Annotated in this window: 12 protein-coding genes and 1 pseudogene; 2 read left to right on the top strand and 11 right to left on the bottom strand. The window is 35.7% G+C overall.

Translation table 11 applies throughout. From position 1 onward, the window contains the following. Window positions 1–40: 40 nt before the first annotated feature. The 7 genes and pseudogenes from FORMB_RS12780 to FORMB_RS01250 all read right to left on the bottom strand — a co-directional run bounded on the left by FORMB_RS12780 (window position 41) and on the right by FORMB_RS01250 (window position 10401). A complete protein-coding gene (locus FORMB_RS12780; protein WP_157498053.1) occupies window positions 41–2698 on the bottom strand; it encodes a T9SS type B sorting domain-containing protein in 2658 nt (885 codons plus the stop codon). A gap of 121 nt (window positions 2699–2819) precedes the next feature. Further along, window positions 2820–4070: a hypothetical protein gene (locus FORMB_RS12775; protein ID WP_083243875.1), complete on the bottom strand. Its 1251-nt coding sequence runs from the start codon at window positions 4068–4070 to the stop codon at window positions 2820–2822. 21 nt (window positions 4071–4091) lie between these two features. Further along, window positions 4092–4808: pseudogene (locus FORMB_RS12770) on the bottom strand (choice-of-anchor L domain-containing protein); the annotation flags it as partial. A gap of 124 nt (window positions 4809–4932) precedes the next feature. Continuing rightward, entirely contained in the window at window positions 4933–5130 is a 198-nt protein-coding gene (locus FORMB_RS13310) for a T9SS type B sorting domain-containing protein (protein ID WP_083243873.1), read from the bottom strand. A gap of 78 nt (window positions 5131–5208) precedes the next feature. After that, a complete protein-coding gene (locus FORMB_RS01260) occupies window positions 5209–8613 on the bottom strand; it encodes a T9SS type B sorting domain-containing protein (RefSeq protein ID WP_069675730.1) in 3405 nt (1134 codons plus the stop codon). Between the two features lie 70 nt (window positions 8614–8683). Continuing rightward, on the bottom strand, window positions 8684–9508 hold the full coding sequence (locus FORMB_RS01255) for an ABC transporter permease subunit (RefSeq protein ID WP_069675729.1): 825 nt from the start codon (window positions 9506–9508) through the stop codon (window positions 8684–8686). Beyond that, window positions 9505–10401 carry an ABC transporter ATP-binding protein gene (locus FORMB_RS01250; protein WP_069677854.1) on the bottom strand — a complete coding sequence of 299 codons (897 nt, stop codon included), beginning with the start codon at window positions 10399–10401 and terminating at the stop codon, window positions 9505–9507. Before FORMB_RS01250 ends, FORMB_RS01255 begins: the two co-directional genes overlap by 4 nt. Window positions 10402–10498: 97 nt before the next feature. Between FORMB_RS01250 and FORMB_RS01245 the strand changes: the two genes are divergently transcribed. Then, window positions 10499–11563: a hypothetical protein gene (locus tag FORMB_RS01245; RefSeq protein WP_069675728.1), complete on the top strand. Its 1065-nt coding sequence runs from the start codon at window positions 10499–10501 to the stop codon at window positions 11561–11563. On the opposite strand, the gene FORMB_RS01240 is transcribed toward FORMB_RS01245, so the two are convergent. From FORMB_RS01240 to FORMB_RS01225, 4 genes are read right to left on the bottom strand one after another with little or no spacing between them, the layout of a single operon-like run. Next, window positions 11560–12078, bottom strand: coding sequence for an IS1096 element passenger TnpR family protein (locus tag FORMB_RS01240; protein WP_069675727.1), 519 nt, complete (start codon window positions 12076–12078; stop codon window positions 11560–11562). The two genes, FORMB_RS01245 and FORMB_RS01240, sit on opposite strands and share 4 nt — an antisense overlap. A 38-nt stretch (window positions 12079–12116) precedes the next feature. Next, window positions 12117–13151, bottom strand: coding sequence for a COX15/CtaA family protein (locus FORMB_RS01235; protein ID WP_069675726.1), 1035 nt, complete (start codon window positions 13149–13151; stop codon window positions 12117–12119). Beyond that, complete coding sequence (locus tag FORMB_RS01230) at window positions 13141–14565, bottom strand: CCA tRNA nucleotidyltransferase (protein ID WP_069675725.1); 1425 nt, start codon at window positions 14563–14565, stop codon at window positions 13141–13143. The genes FORMB_RS01235 and FORMB_RS01230 overlap by 11 nt, the downstream gene beginning before the upstream one ends. Window positions 14566–14595: 30 nt before the next feature. After that, window positions 14596–15156, bottom strand: a complete 561-nt coding sequence (locus tag FORMB_RS01225) for an L-threonylcarbamoyladenylate synthase (RefSeq protein ID WP_069675724.1) — start codon at window positions 15154–15156, stop codon at window positions 14596–14598. 113 nt (window positions 15157–15269) lie between these two features. Between FORMB_RS01225 and FORMB_RS01220 the strand changes: the two genes are divergently transcribed. Further along, window positions 15270–16145, top strand: a complete 876-nt coding sequence (locus tag FORMB_RS01220) for an ATP-grasp fold amidoligase family protein (protein WP_083243872.1) — start codon at window positions 15270–15272, stop codon at window positions 16143–16145. The last annotated feature ends 1 nt before the right edge of the window (window position 16146 follow it).

Genomic DNA, 16146 nt, shown 5'->3' with positions numbered 1-16146 from the left:
TGGGGATTTACTAATATGTCAATTTTTGAGTATTTTCAAGTCATCGTTTTAGAGTAAAATGGCCTTTGTATTCAAATTCTTCGGTTGGTGTTTTTATTTTCGCCAAAAACCAGTAATCAGTAGCAGGCATTTCATTACCCCTATAGGTACCGTTCCAACCTCCTGAATCATGATTTAAATTAATAAGAAGTTTTCCATAACGATCAAATATATAAATAACAGAGCCTGGGAGTGTTTCGATTCCAACAATATTCCAAGTGTCAAAATAAGTGTCATTGTTAGGAGTAAAAAACTTTTGTGCATTAATCACAAGTACTTCTTTGGTAGTTTCGCGACAGCCATTTAAATCCACTACAGTAATGGTATGATACCCTAAAGTTACATTGTTGAAAAAGTTTGAAGTTTGCAGAGGTCCATTATCTAATTGATATCGGTAATCCCCAATACCATCTTCTATAGTAACCGTAATAGAGTTAGGGTCTGTGAAATTTAATACTTCCGTAAATTCTATCGTGGCTGCTTCAGAAATAATCACTTCAAAATTTGAGCTGTTTACACAGCCTTTTGCGGTGGTCACAGTTACGGAATAGGCTCCAATCGTATTAATAATAATTTCACTAGTAGTTTGACCCGTAGACCATAAGTAAGTATCCCCATTGTTAAATGTGTCAGCACTCACCACAAGCGGTAAGTTATCCAAACAAATTACTTGCTTAGGAATATCAACTATTGGTATTGGGTTCACGATTATAGTAAATGACGTATAGTTTTCACATTGTGTGGTGTTATTTACAATTTTAGCGACAATAGATTTTGTATTAACAACTGTAAACGTTAGGTTTAACGGGTTGTTGCCTACTTCAGCATCAGCCATGTTTTCATAATAAGAGACGGTAAAATTAGAAGGGCTTTGAGTTCCTAAAATTAAAAGGGTTTGTGGAGATATGTCAAACTCTAATTCTCCGTCAAAATCATCATCACAGTCTTCTAAATTTGGCGGTTGATTGGCGATCGGAAGTGGATTGACAATGAAGTTGAAATTGTGAATATGAAAACAATTTGTTAAGGTATTTTGAATTCGAACAAAAAGAGGAGTGTTACTTGATTGATAGTTTAAAATTGTAATTTGATTTTGATTGTTTTCTGCATTCATTAAGGAATCAAAATAATGGATTGAAATATTTTGAGTTACTGATGTTAAAACCGTATTTATTTCTGATAATTCAAACGTATTGGTGTCCGTATCACAAATCACAAACTCAGATATCGGATTGATAGCAGGGGGTAAAATTGAAGTCAGTGTTAAGGGAGCTGAAGTAAAGCATTGTGTCGCTGTATTTAATACTTTTATATAAATTATTTGAGGGTTGGAAGTAGTTTGGAATGCGGTTACATCTGGGATTTCAGGAAATCCATTTTCAAGATTCTGTAAACTGTCATAATAAGTTGCAATGAGAAAATTTTGTCGAACATCAAAAATTTCAATTTCAAAATCTTCTATATTAAAAATACCGAGTCCATCATAATCCGTATCGCATTTAGTGAGGTTATTAACCTGTCTAACGTTAGGAGTTGACAATACATTAATCCCAAAACTATCTGTTAAATAGCATCCGTTACTGCTGTTTTCAATTCTAATAAATAGGGTTTGTGGGTTGCTGGTATTTTCATAATTTAAGGGAAGTGCAGCAGTGTTGTTTTCGGCGTTGCTTAAGGTCGTAAAAAACGAAATCATTGGAGCAGGGGTAATGCCTTGTGTCAACGTATTGATGATCGTATTGAAATCAATGTCTATTTTCCCATCTATTTGATTAGTGTCACACCCAATAACATCCACATTAATAGTATCATTATAAACAGGGAAGGGTATGATGTTTATTGAAAAAGAAGCGGTGGAAAAACAATTAGAGTCTGTGATGTTATCAACTTTCACAAAAATTGTTTGTGGAAAGTTGTTGCCAATATAGGGTTGGTTTTTATCAATTAATTGTGTGAAACCAGCATCTTCGTAATAGAATACTTCTTTGCCATTTTGTCCGTTTAGAATTTCATTATCCTTTGTGTTCATTAAGAAAGTAGGGTTGGTAGAACTGTCGACACAAACATCGTAATTTTCAATTGTAGGAATAATGGGTAGCGTATTTACAATGACGTTGAGAGGAACAATTACGGGACATCTTAAGGTTGTTAAATTTTCTTCTGCGCGAATGTATAGCGTTTGAGTTTGGGCATCAAATGCGGTAGTCGCGGTTATAGGATCGATTTCTAGATTTGCATTATTTAAACTTGTAAAAAAAGAAAAATCAACGGTATTCGGCGTAGAAGTTAAAGAAGGTATTAACCCCTCTAAATTAATAATAAAAAAGCCATCCCCATCATCATCACAAATCACAATAGGAGAAGGCGGATTGATGACAGCTGCAGGAACCACTGTTATTTCAAAAGAACTGGTATCTGCACAAGCAGTAGCACTTTCTGTAACACTCACGTATAAAGTTTGAGGATTCGTAATATTTATATAGTTGTTTGGGAGTGCTCCAATATTATTTTCAGCATTTGTAAGAGATTCAAAATAAAGCACTTGAAAGCCCGATTGATTTCCTGTTACAGCAGCATCAAAGTTATTGAGGTTTAAAACCGTAAAACCATCATCATCCGTATCACAAATTCTTTGGTCTGGAATATTGCCGAATTGCACCACGTCTATCAAGTCAAAAACAATCTCAGTTTGTTCCAGACAACTGCTACTTTCAATATCTATAAATAAGGTAACAGAAGGCCCCGTAAAAGTATATGTGGGTGTTGTGATGGGGATGTTATTATTTTGGTCGTCTTGGGTTTCGTAATAGGTGATGGTGAGTCCGTCCTAGCAACATATTTTTAATTAGATCACTTACAGGGTCTAAATCAAACGTATGCATGCCATCGCCATCTTCATCACAAAAAGTAATGGGTCTTAAATCTGTTTCTGATAACAATAAATTGGTATGAATTTCAAAGGATCGCACACCAAAACACCCTGACACATCATCTTCGATGCGCACATATACAACCTCTTCTGTGGTAGTTGTATTTGTATAATTTGTTGGATCGGGTATTGGATCTGTTTTCGTTTGTGCATTTGTCATCGAAGTATAAAAACTAGCAGTTAAGCCTGTTAAGTTTGCTATTACTAGGGGTAGAGCAGTTTCTAAATTGAAGCTTGCAAATCCATCATGATCAGGGTCACAGGCATCTAAAAATATTGGCTCGGTATAGAGTTCGGGAGTATTATACACTTCTACATCAATAGGAGTCACATTAGAGCAGCCTGTGTTTATATTAAAAATTCTTGCAAACAATTGTAACGATGAAGCACTAAAATTAGAAGCGAGTGGGTTATTTCCTGATGAAGCATCTACTAGTGATGCATGGTAGCTTACGCCAAGATTAGCATCCCCGTTGGTAATGGTGGGGTCAAAAGACGTTAAACCTAAAGCAGTCGTTTGATCTCTTACTGCATCACTGTCACATACGATAAACGGCATAAGAGTTGGAAGTGGTGGAATGGGATTGACCACTAAATTAATAGGGGCATACGCCAAACATCCCGTAGTATCTTCGAGTCGTACATAAACAACTTGTGGATTGCTGCTGTTTTGGATGCTTGTTGTAATTGGACTCATATTTGCTTCTGCATTTGCAAGAGTCAAATGGTATGAAATGGCATAGGAAGCGGGGGGTGCTGCCGCTAAAACATCTGAATCTTTAGTGGATAGATCAAAATTTTCAAACCCATCGCCATTGGGGTCACAAAGCGCATAATCAGACACAGGATTTATAGTTTGTACGGAACTTAATGTCACATTGATGGTGTCTTCATGAATACAGTCCGTTTGGTTTAAGAGAATCGTAACTTTTACCGTATAACTTCCTGTTTGGGTTGCTGTGAAGGTGGTACCACCATCTGCTAAAACCAATACATTGTTAAAATACCAGTCATATGTAGAGGGAGTAATACCTATATCCGCATTCAAATCTACTGAACTTGCACAGTTACTTATATCGTTTCCTAAGTCTAATTCGGGCATCACAACACTTGTTTTTATAAATACAGCCGAGTCAAAGTTTTGATCAACGCCATCCGCAATAATTAACTTTGCATGGTACAGGATATTGGGTGTGATGTTAGCGATTGATGAAATAGGAGTTGTACGGCCATCAAAATTAGTATCTCCTACTGAGTAGTTGTCAAAAAAGGGTTAATTTTTAGCACTACAAAACCCAAATATTTCGGGGTGTATAGAACCAGGACTAATAGGATCGTTTTGAGGACCCACGTTAGCAATGTTTGTATAAGGTCCTGCACTGCTCGCTTCTCTTATAAGGAGCGCAAAAACATCTTGATTGTTACAGATATACGCTGATTGCAGATATTCTTCGGAAGCTAAAATATACTCAAAACGTACTTTGTCAAGAGCTGAAATAAAATCAAATTCAATGGAAGTCGCATTAAATGTGTTGGTAATGCCGAGTTCATCCTCTAAATCAGAATCCGTCCCCCAGTTTGTATCCCCCTCATTTAAGTTTGCTGTAATAACCGTATTTCCTGCAGAATTTGTATTTCCAGTAGACAAAACAATTCCATTATCAAAAGGAAAATTTGAAGTTGATTTTGAAAAAGTTCCAAAGCTCGTTAAGCCAATGACACTCCCATTGACAGAGCTGCTTACATTTGAAACTTCAATACAACCATCAAAAAGGTGGGTTTCTATAAGTTCCTCTACCGGAACACTAGAGTCAATCGCTATAGTTTGGGCACAAACCATGGCGCATGAGAAAAATAAGAATATTGTAAATAATTTAAACATATGGGGGTAGTTTAACTTCCTTAAAATAATATATATTTAAATTACATCTTTTTTTTTTAAAAAACAACTTACTTACAAAATATTAGCGTTTTAATGTGAAATGTCCTCGAAATATTTTATTATTTTGAAGTATAATATAAACCCAATAGTCCGAAGTAGGAGTGAGTTTGCCATTATAAGTACCTTCCCAACCAGTACCTAAAGGGTTTAATTTGATAAGCAGTTTTATATACCGGTCTAAAAGATACACCTCGCTATTGACTTCGTTGTGTGTATTGATTCCATTGTTTAATAATTGAGATTTTTAAGAAAGACAGTAAGAGAGTAATTGAGATCGTTTTAAGTATCAAAAAACAATTTATATTTTTAGTGTAAAATGTCCTTTAAAAAAGCGTCCGTCTTCTAGTTTGACATAAAACCAATAGTCTGAAGTTGGCATAATAGCACCATTATAAGTACCATCCCATCCATCACCTAAAGGATTTAATTGAATAAGCAATTTTCCATATCGGTCAAAAATATACACTTTGCTGTTTGCTTGGTTTGGAGTATTGATTCCATACACATGCCAGCGATCATTATATCCATCTCCATTGGGAGTGAGAAATTTAGGAAATCCAATCACAGATATATTCTTTTTGACCGTCCCACAGTCGTTTTTGTCTCTCACATATACCGTATGAAACCCAGGTCCAACTCCAATAAATGTATTTGAGTCTTGAAATCCAAAGAACTCCGTATCCAAAGCATATTCGTAATCACCTTCTCCAGACACAAAAATAGTGACGGAATTAGCTTCAACAGCATCTACAATTTCTATGGAATCAAAAGTTGCTGTATTAGAAGGCAGCACTGTGATGGTTCTTAGCTTCGAGCAGCCATTGGCATCGCTCACAGTGACCGTATAAGTTCCTGTTGAATTGACTTGAATCTGAGGCGTGGTAGCACCTGTAGACCAATCATAAAAAAATGAATTCGGAAATCCATTGAGGACACCACCCTCTAACGTAATTATAGCAGGAAATGTATTTAGGCAATAAATGCGTTCCTCCTCAATAACAATCTGTGGAAGTTCATGCACGATCAATTCAACTTGATTGATGCCATAGCAATTATTGTCATTTTCAATACGTGCAAACAGAGTTTGATTGTAAGGAGTGGTATTGGTATAATTAGCCGTGAGGGGATTGGTTTCTAAAAGAGCCTCTTGGTAGGTTTCATAATAGCTGAGCGTATAAGTTACAGGCAAGCCAGCAAGCACCGCAGCATCGGCATCCGTTAAGGTGAAATTGAAAAGTCCATCTTCGGTACCATCAGAATCGCAAGACTCTAATGTTGTATCTGTTCCTGTGGTGACATTTACTGCCAAGGTTAGTTCTGCAATATCAAAGCAATTTGTGTTAGAGTTAATAAGTTGCACATACACATTTTGTGGGTTTGAAGAATTGCTAAACGCCGTTCCATCGATTTCATTCGTTGAGTTTTGAGCAGATGTTAAGCTCGTATAAAATTTTGTAACTCGGTCAGGAACATTATTTATAAGCGTTGTATTTATTTCCGTGAGGTTAAAAATTGTGAGTCCATCATAGATTCCGTCTTCATCACATTGTGACAGATTGAGACCCATAACTTCAGGTAAGGGGTTTATAACTAGGTTGAAGGAAGTCGTGTCAAAACAATTTTCATTTAAAATGGTTTCAATTCGAACAAATACTTCTTCTGTTATAGGGGTGACATTGTAGTATAAATAGGGGTGTGGATTTGTTTTCGTATCGGCCTCTGTTTGTGACTGATAATAGCTCACCCTAAATTTTAAAGGATCTTGAGATCCTAACACATCCATATCAAAAATTTGAAGGTTCGTTATTTTTTGGCCGTTGCTTCCATCTCCGTCCACAAAATCATCACAGACTTCGTTGTTCGCAACAGCATTTGCTGTTGGCGTATCAAATACCGTTAACAAAAAGGATGTAGTATCAAAACACTCTTGATTTGAGTTGTTTTCTATTCGAGCAAAAAGAGTCTGTGGATTACTTGTGTTTTGATAAGGCATTGCCAGTGCACCCATATCAGTGTCCGCATTTACTTGCGACTCGTAATATTTAATGGTGTAATTAAGGGGGAGTTGTCCATTTAATATTTCGGTATCCGTAGTTTGGTTGAGGTTTATAGCGGCTACACCATCGTTATCATCATCACATTCTAAAACATCATTTGGGCTAAATGCCGTTGGAACTTCAAAAATTTCTATTGTTTTTGAAAAGGTATTCACTTCAGTACCTAAAGTAAGGGTCGCTGAGACTGTAAAAATTCCTGTATTTGCATAAACATGCGTTGGAGAATCGATAGTGTTCATTGCACTAGAATCTCCAAAGTCCCATTGAATACTATCAAAATTTTCATTGCTATCAATAGAAAACTGAGTGGCACTGCCAAAACATAAATTATCAGCTTCAATTTTAGCTAAGAAAAAAGATTGGATAAAGGGAGGTAAGCCTAAACGAGCCTGTGTGCCTGGAGCCAAGGCTTGACCTGCTGCTACATAGTTACACAATGCACCCAATTCATCTGGATTATTAATGACATCTAGGAATGAACTGTTGGAGAAAACCGATCCGTATATCTTTCCATTAGGCGCAAGTTGAAGCGCAAAAATAGAATTACCACCCTGCTGAACGGTTTGTTGAGACCCAGAGATATCCGTTGCATCTAAATCAAATTGATAGACAGAACTCCCAGCACTCGTATATAGTTTACTGGAGTCTGTTGAAAAGGCGGCCCCATAAAAGCCAGAATTACTTCCGAGATTCATCGGGTTGCTAACGATTCCTGTGGCGTCATCAAAGTCGTAAAGCCAAAAACTTCCCGTACTGTTTGCACTTTGTCCCTGAGTCGTTCCTTGTTCGTGATGACAGATCGCTAATTTAGTACCATCGGGGGAGGATTTTAAATAGCCAATCGAATTCCGGCGGTATCCATTGAGTGTAATAAGGGGATTTATTTGAGTGGTAACGGGAGTTGTATTCACGCCATTTGCATCCACACGAAAGGCATAAAAGACATCCATAAAATGACTTAAAACCCAATACGATTGCCCATCATTATGCTCAACAGCTGTAATTTTTTCAGAACACTTAAAACTCGCTTGCTCTGGATCTAAAGGATCATAGGTTAAAAGAGGTCTATTTTTTTCGGTACTTACAACATCCCCGTTGCCACCATTCATTGTCAAATCGACCAAAGAATAGTTAAGGCCGTTATTAAAACCGTCATCGCCGTTTGGTACAGAGCCTCCTCCTCCTCCAGGGTCATCGTATTGAGAAATCGTATTTCCATTGACATCTGCCGGCCCTTGATTTGGATAGGCCCATGCATTATTATGATGCGGTTCATCTACTGTAAATACATAATAATTATCAGGATTTCCCGGACGTGGAATGATCAAACCAGAGGAGGTGCTTGAGGGGTCTCCAAGCAATCCATTGCCATTGTTATAATTCGCATTTGACATTATTTGATGGTTTTTATCCCACACATTTCGACCATCGGTATAGAATAATAAATTCCCGTTAGAATCAGAAATGGAAGAACAGCCTTCGTTTGTGTTTATTGTAGAGGAAGCTGCACTGGTAGGGGAAACCGTATCCGTATTTGTGTCAAATATTAAGCCTGCTCCATTCCCAAAATACCAATGAGAAGCTTCTCCTTGAGAGAAGCTTGATAAAGATGTAATTAGAAAAATAAATAGAGCAACGTATTTCATCAAAACTAATTAGTTTAAGTTTCTTGTTTTATCACAAAAAACAATACTTAATTAATGGGTTTGAAATATACTACAAATCTCTCTTTTTTAATAATTTATAAGATAAAAATATAAAAAGAAGAGTCCAGAAAAGGACAATTAATATGTTGTCAAAATGAACGGCATAATCATAACTAATATCAGTGTTTGATGGAAATTTTGTCATGGCAATGCGCTGAAAAGGTTGTTTTATAAGGTTAGACATAGAAGTTAAAGGCAAAAAGTCTTGTACTTTTTGAGCAACTTCATAACTGCTTTTCCATGTGATGAGTCCTAAAATAATCCATTCTATAATCAAATCGACAAACAAAAATGCCAATGCGAATGCCGACCGTTTTGCCAAGACGCCCAAAAATAAACAGAAAGAAAAGAATCCTACAAGTTTTACAAAATAGGCAACTAAAAACTCCATTTGCTGGATAATGATACTAAATTCATTGTAACTCGAATAGATCAACCCAAGAATTAAGGATATGATAAAAATAATCAGGGTTGAGATGAGAGAGAAAAATACAATAACATAAAACTTAGACAAAATAAATTCTTTTTTACTCAAGCCATCGATGAGGTTTTGTTTCAGTGTTTTATTGCTGTATTCATTCCCAATCATTGAAACCACCACAATGGCAAAAAAGAATTTAAACAGGGCGGAAAAAAAGGTGGTAATGTGCCATATAATAGGAAAGTTAAAAATGCCTAATTCACCGAGTTCTAGCGTAAAAAAACCAAAAAAGTTAATTTTCACTGCCGATAAAAGAATGACGCAAAGGGGTAAAATAAAGGATATAAATATCAATATTTTACTCGTTTTGTTGAGTAATAATTTTTGAAGTTCTAAGTCTAATAATCGTTTCATTGGTTGTCAGTTAATTGTAAAAATTGTTCTTCCAGACTTTCTTTTCGTTTGACTAAATGGCTCAATACAATGCCATTTTTAAACAGTAAACGGTTGAATTCTTCAGCTTCCATAGGGGTCTCAAGAAAAGCAGTAATTAAATCACTTTCAACCTTTGTGTGAGAAAAATTTGGATGTATTTCAAGAAGTTTTAATAAGTCGTCTTTTTGATGCGTTTTTAATTCAAAAAACCCATAGCTTGAAATCAATTCATCCACACGCCCCGAATAGAGATTCACACCTTTTCTTAAAACAACGACGTGAGTACACACTTTTTCAACTTCATCCAACAGGTGAGAAGCCAATAATATAGTTGTTCCTTGTTGGGCAATATCTTTGATGATTTCTCTAATTTGATGAATCCCTTGCGGGTCTAATCCGTTTGTTGGTTCGTCTAAAATTAATATTTCAGGATCATTTAAAAGCGCCGAAGCAATGGCTAACCGTTGTTTCATTCCCAAAGAAAATGTACTAAACTTGCTGTGTTTTCGATCGTCAAGCCCTACAATTTCTAAAGTCTTTTCTATGGAATCATAAGAAACGCTTTTGATTTTACAAACCAATTTAAGGTTTTGGTAGGCAGTCATATAAGGGTAAAAATTTGGGCGTTCGATAATGGCGCCTACTTTTTTAAGCGCTTGATGCGTTGTCAGTGCACCTCCAAACCAAGAAAAATCACCAGAAGTTTTATTGACAACATTCAAAACAATTCCCAAGGTGGTAGATTTTCCACTGCCATTCGGGCCTAAAATTCCGTAAACACTTCCTTTTTCGATGTCAAATGAAAGATCACTGACCGCAGTGAGTAAGCCATATTTTTTTGTAAGGTTTGATATTTTGAGGATAGAATTCACATTTTTAGTTTTAATGAATAACAAATATAAGACGATGTTTACCGTCAATTGTTACAAATTAAAAAATAAAAGTTAAATTTGGAATTCAAGTTATCACATGAAAAACGATTTAAAAATATCACTTAGAAAACCCTCATACCCTGTAAATACAGCACTAAAGGCATACTTGCAAAAGTTTAATCGTACGATTAAATTGCCTATTTTTTATGATGATTTACTCCGTTTTCAAGGGTCGGTAGAAGTGTTTGACAAGAATGACAAGGACACCCTTTGGGTGCGTACGTACTATAGTGAATTTGATCGTCAAGAGATCGATTTAAGTTTAAAAAAGATATATACCAAGCTGCATTCTGATGGTAATGAAACCACGATTCCCTTGCTAAATGTGGATGCGATTGACTATTGTACGTTTGGTAATTCTAAACCGTTTCGCATCAAAATAAGGAATGTCCTCAATGATAATTACGCATATTTTTATGTTAAAAAAGCGGATGCATCACGAATTTATGGTTTAGAGTTAGAGCATATGTTGTCGCCTCACAACTTAAATTTCTTGGTGTATGAAGATACTTTAATTGAAGAACATATTAGTGGAATTCCAGGAGATGAATTTATAGCAAATATGCTTCCAAGTTGTACTGAACCAGAAAAGGCACAGATTGCAAAGGAATTTGTAAAATTTAATGAGCGGTGTATGATTCGGTTGTTAGGAGATATGCGTTCGTATAATTATGTGATAGTTCCCACGCATGATTTTGATCATGTTGTTTACACGATTCGTGCCATCGATTTTGATCAGCAATGTTATGAAGGTAAATTTAATGTGTATCGCCCGCAGTTTTTTAAAGAGAACTTTAAAATGGTCGATTTAGTGACTCAAAAATTTGAAAAACAATCTATCAATCAGTACAAACTCGAAGAGCGCTCTATCGTTGCCAAACGCTTGTTGAGTTTCAAAAACCGTATTGAACGTTTGATTCAGTGTATGATTTCAGATACCCTTTCAACTCCTGAACATGAAACCTTATTGAAAACAAAAATATTTGAATATACTGGAGATATTCGTTTTAAGAATAGTAAAAATATGGGTGAAATTTTAAGAAATTCACTCAGTTTTGTAAAACGAAATTACCAAACAGAAAACACAGGAATTTTCTTTTAATTCCAATTTTCGTCAAAATCCAATTCTTCGTAATCATCGGTGCTATAGCCATCATCAAACTCGTCAAAATGATCTTCGCCTCCTTCGGCTTCAAAAACCTTTTCGGGTGCTTCATCTGGAACTTGACCATGAACAAACAGTAAATTAGGATAATCAGTACCATCTGCTTCTTCAACAATTTCTCCCAACTCAACCATAAAAGTCCACATACTCATAAAGTCATAGATATAGATCAATTTTGTACGCCCTTCAGAAACAACTGAGCTAATGACGGTTTGGCTCATAAGTTGAATGTCGCTACCACCTTCACTGACATCAAATAAAGAGATTTCTTCCCCTTGATTCCATTCCTCATCACTCAAATAAAAGGAGGCCATTTCACTGCCGTCAAATCCAAAGGATTGTGTGATGGAGTTGTGTAAATCCTCGAGTGTATCGGTCTTTCTGATCTCAATATCTCTAAAAATATCTTCTTTGGTATCGTTGTCTAAGACAATTCTAAATCTAAAAATCATAGGTTAATAATATGACACAAATATAAGATGCATTTTTCTTATGCTTGCTGTTTTTCTCTTTTTTTATGAAGGCATTCAAGAAGTATGTAACACTGAATTCCAAACAGTATGGAAGCAATGACTAAATGTAAAGGTTGACTTAAAAATGGAAAATCAAAATAATACATCAAAATACCTGTTGCTGCTTCCAGTAGGACGCAATAAATGACCAGTTTTATTTTATGGAATCCTAACGAATTTGATCTGTTCAGATACCACAAATAGCCATTCAACACCAAGACCAAAATGGAGGTAGAGCGGTGAATGTAAAAGTTCAATTCTGGAGATGCTAACCAAAGTGATTTTTGAAACCCTAAAAGCTTTGTTTGTTCATCTATAAACTGTCTTACTTGTGTGCCTAAAATAATTTGTACCAACGAAAGTACAAGTGCTAAAAGAAGAATGTTATAAAAACGCTTTTGATATTTTTGAGGTTTATAAGTGGTTTTAGATGCGAAAATCAGATACAAAATAAAAGCCACGATTAGCAGTGCCATCACCATATGAATGGTAATTTTATAGGGTGCTAGGTTCGAGTCAACCACCGTTTTTCCAAGCCATGCTTGAAAGCCCATGCCAAATAAAGTCAGTACAGAAATAAGAGGAATCCACTTGTTTTTTTTCCAAAACCAAAACGCTAAGACTGTAAAAATTAAAATAGGGATTCCAGATAGAACTCCAGTCAAACGGTTGATGTATTCTACCCAAGTGTGAACGGGGTCGTATGTCGTGTAATCGTGCTTGCTGTAAACCTCCCAATCGGATGCATTAAATTTTTCCCCAGATATAAAATCAGTTTTAGCAACTAAAAAGGCTTCGTGATCCATTAGAATCATCATGCCTTCTTCATAAGTACGATTTGCTTCAAATAATAATTGGGAGCTCTCGGTAGGAGGGATAAAATATCCAAAACATTTGGGCCAATCTGGGCAGCCCATTCCGGATCCTGTCATTCGTACAACAGCACCTGCTACGATGACTAAATAAATGAGTACTAAAGCAATTTTTGAGACGGTTCTAAATTTATTTTTCATCAGCGCGTGTTAATCCTAAATCGGTTCCTTTTTTTAACATCAATTCAAACGCTTTTTCAGGTTCATTTGGGATGATCCCTTCTAAAATAGCTTCTTTGATAAATTCTTTAATAATCCCTATTTCTTTGGAAGGTTTTAAATCAAAGGTCTCCATGATTTTTTCTCCGGAAATGGGCGGTTGAAAATCACGCACTTGGTCGCGTTCTTCAACTTCGATAATTTTCTCTCTAACAAGTTTGAAATTGTTATGATATTTTTTGAACTTATAAGGGTTTTTAGTAGTAATATCTGCCTCACAAAGCGTCATCAAATCTTCGACAAATTCTCCGGCATCAAAAACAAGGCGTCGCACCGCAGAGTCGGTGATGTTTTCTTGTGCCAATACAATAGGTCGCGAACTCATAAACACGAGTTTTTGAACATATTTCATTTTGTCATTCAAAGGCATTTTCAAACGTTTGAATAAATGATACACCATTTTCGAGCCCTTAAGTTCGTGCCCATGAAAGGTCCAACCTACTTTTTTGCTAAAACGTTTTGTGGGTGCTTTTCCAATATCGTGGAGGAGTGCTGCCCAACGGAGCCACATATTGTCCGTATGATTACAAATATTATCAACGACTTCTAAAGTATGGTAAAAATTATCTTTATGCTTTTGACCTTCTTGAATATCAACGCCTTTCAAATCTGTCAACTCAGGTATGATACGCTGAAGTAAACCAGATTCTTCAAGTAATATAAACCCAATAGAAGGTTTTTTGCTTTCTAATATTTTTTGAATTTCAACGTTGATGCGTTCCTTCGTGATGATTTCAATCCGATGGGATTGCTCTTTAATTGCATTAAATGAAGCCGCTTCAATCTCGAAATCCAGTTGCGTTGCAAACCGAATGGCTCTCAACATCCGTAAAGGATCGTCACTGTACGTGATTGCGGGATCTAAAGGAGTTTTGATGCATTTGTCAGTCAAATCTTGAAGGCCATCAAAAGGATCCAGAAGCTGTCCGTAAGTTGCTGAATTCAAACTAATCGCCATCGCGTTGATGGTGAAATCTCTTCTGTTTTGATCTTCTTCTAAAGTGCCATCTTCCACAATGGGATTTCTGCTGTCTTCGTTGTAAGATTCTTTACGTGCACCTACAAACTCAAGTTCAACACCTTCATGGCGAATCATGGCAGTGCCATAGGTTTTAAAAACTTGAACTTTAGGACTGTTCGGAAGGTTTTTGGCAACGCGTTTTGCGAGTTCAATGCCGCTTCCAATCGCAACAATATCTATATCTTTTTCGCGACCGCGTTCTAAAACAAAATCACGGACAAAGCCCCCAACGACATAACAATCGACCCCAAGCTCATCTGCAGATTTTGAGACAACTTGAAATATTGGTGATGTTAATGCGTGTTTGTAGTTCATGTTTTGTAAGCTTTCCAAAGCGTCTAAAAATTATTTTCTAATAACTTTTACTTCTCCATTATTACTCAATCTAATGATTGAAGAAGGTTTAGCCGTTTTGTTTGTGCGCTCCAAATTTACGACATAGTCTACACCTTTTAAAATATAGTCTTCAATTTCTTGAAAGGATTTTGGAGTGGGTTTTCCAGAGATATTTGCGGAAGTTGAAACGATTGGTTTTTTAAATCGTTTTAGCAAATTTGCACAAAACCCTTCTTTCACCATGCGGATGGCCAAAGTATTGTCTGGTGCAATAAGATTTTCAGTCACTCTTAAAGGTTTATCGTAAATGATGGTGGTAGGAGCGGAGGCATATTCTAAAACACTGTATGCCGCTTCTGGAATTTCTTCAATATAATAATTTAACATATTAAAATCACTCACCAAACAAATCATGGTTTTCTGATCCTCTCGATTTTTGAGTTTAAATAGTTTTTCGACCGCTGCAAAATTAGTGGCATCGCAACCCAACCCCCAGACGGTATCCGTAGGGTAGAGAATAAGTCCGCCTTGCTTTAAAGTCTTAATAGTGTTGTTTAGTTCGGTATTCATTTCTTTAAAAAATATATATTGCGAAGATATCCAATAAGATATTAATATATTTGTTATGATCCATTTAAATGGATCAATACTATAAATTAGATTCAAAAATTTTTTAAAAAAGCATGAATTTTTTCAAACGAAAATATTATCAACTCCTCACAAAATATTTTAAAAACTTTGGCACGGATATTCAATTTGTGAAAACATATTATAAGTCAAAGAATAACAGATCCTTAAATATTGAAAATCCAACGGAATTCACTGAAAAACTACAATGGTTGAAATTTTTCAAATATACAGAGGCTTATAAAGATTATGTTGACAAATATGAAATCAGATCTTATGTGGAAGATAAAATAGGCGCGTCCTATCTAAATGATTTTATCGCCATTTATAACCATGTCGATGAAATAAATTTAGACGATTTACCAAATCAATTTGCATTAAAAGGTACACATGGATCAGGTTATAACGTTATTGTAAAGGATAAAAGCAGTTTGGATTGGAAGGATGCCAAGTCAAAATTGAATACCTTCATGTCTCTAAATTATTACGATCGATATAGAGAGCGCATTTATAAGGATGTACAGCCAAGAATTTTAGCCGAAACGTACTTAGACCAATTAGATAACGATCATATTTTGGATTATAAATTTTACTGTATCCATGGAAAACCTGCTTGTATTTGGGTGAAAACTTTTGACAACGGGAAACATAGAAACTGTTATTATGATTTAAATTGGAATCGAATGTCTCCAGATGATAATAAAGTAGATTACTTGTCTAAGGAAGTTCCAAAACCAGATAATTTAGAGGAGTTACTGACGGTTTCTGAAAAGTTAGCGAATGATTTTATTTTTGTTCGTGTGGATTTGTACTCTATTGAAAATAAAATTTATTTTGGGGAATTAACATTTTTCCCTTGGGCAGCAAATAGGAGACTCACCGTTGAAAGATTAAATAAAGAGTTAGGGGATTTAATACACTTGCCAGTTTAAT

It is taken from the genome of Formosa sp. Hel1_33_131 (assembly GCF_001735745.1).
Taxonomy (GTDB): Bacteria; Bacteroidota; Bacteroidia; order Flavobacteriales; family Flavobacteriaceae; genus Hel1-33-131.
Note: the sequence above shows the minus strand (reverse complement) of the source record. Positions and strands in the feature narration are given on the sequence as shown.

Bases quoted from the DNA above. Each gene is read 5' to 3' on its own strand.
- FORMB_RS12775 (WP_083243875.1), bottom strand. From the start codon at position 4,070: ATGCCCGAATTAGACTTAGGAAACGATATAAGTAACTGTGCAAGTTCA.
- FORMB_RS01260 (WP_069675730.1), bottom strand. From the start codon at position 8,613: ATGAAATACGTTGCTCTATTTATTTTTCTAATTACATCTTTATCAAGC.
- FORMB_RS01255 (WP_069675729.1), bottom strand. From the start codon at position 9,508: ATGAAACGATTATTAGACTTAGAACTTCAAAAATTATTACTCAACAAA.
- FORMB_RS01245 (WP_069675728.1), top strand. From the start codon at position 10,499: ATGAAAAACGATTTAAAAATATCACTTAGAAAACCCTCATACCCTGTA.
- FORMB_RS01240 (WP_069675727.1), bottom strand. From the start codon at position 12,078: ATGATTTTTAGATTTAGAATTGTCTTAGACAACGATACCAAAGAAGAT.
- FORMB_RS01235 (WP_069675726.1), bottom strand. From the start codon at position 13,151: ATGAAAAATAAATTTAGAACCGTCTCAAAAATTGCTTTAGTACTCATT.
- FORMB_RS01230 (WP_069675725.1), bottom strand. From the start codon at position 14,565: ATGAACTACAAACACGCATTAACATCACCAATATTTCAAGTTGTCTCA.
- FORMB_RS01225 (WP_069675724.1), bottom strand. From the start codon at position 15,156: ATGAATACCGAACTAAACAACACTATTAAGACTTTAAAGCAAGGCGGA.
- FORMB_RS01220 (WP_083243872.1), top strand. From the start codon at position 15,270: ATGAATTTTTTCAAACGAAAATATTATCAACTCCTCACAAAATATTTT.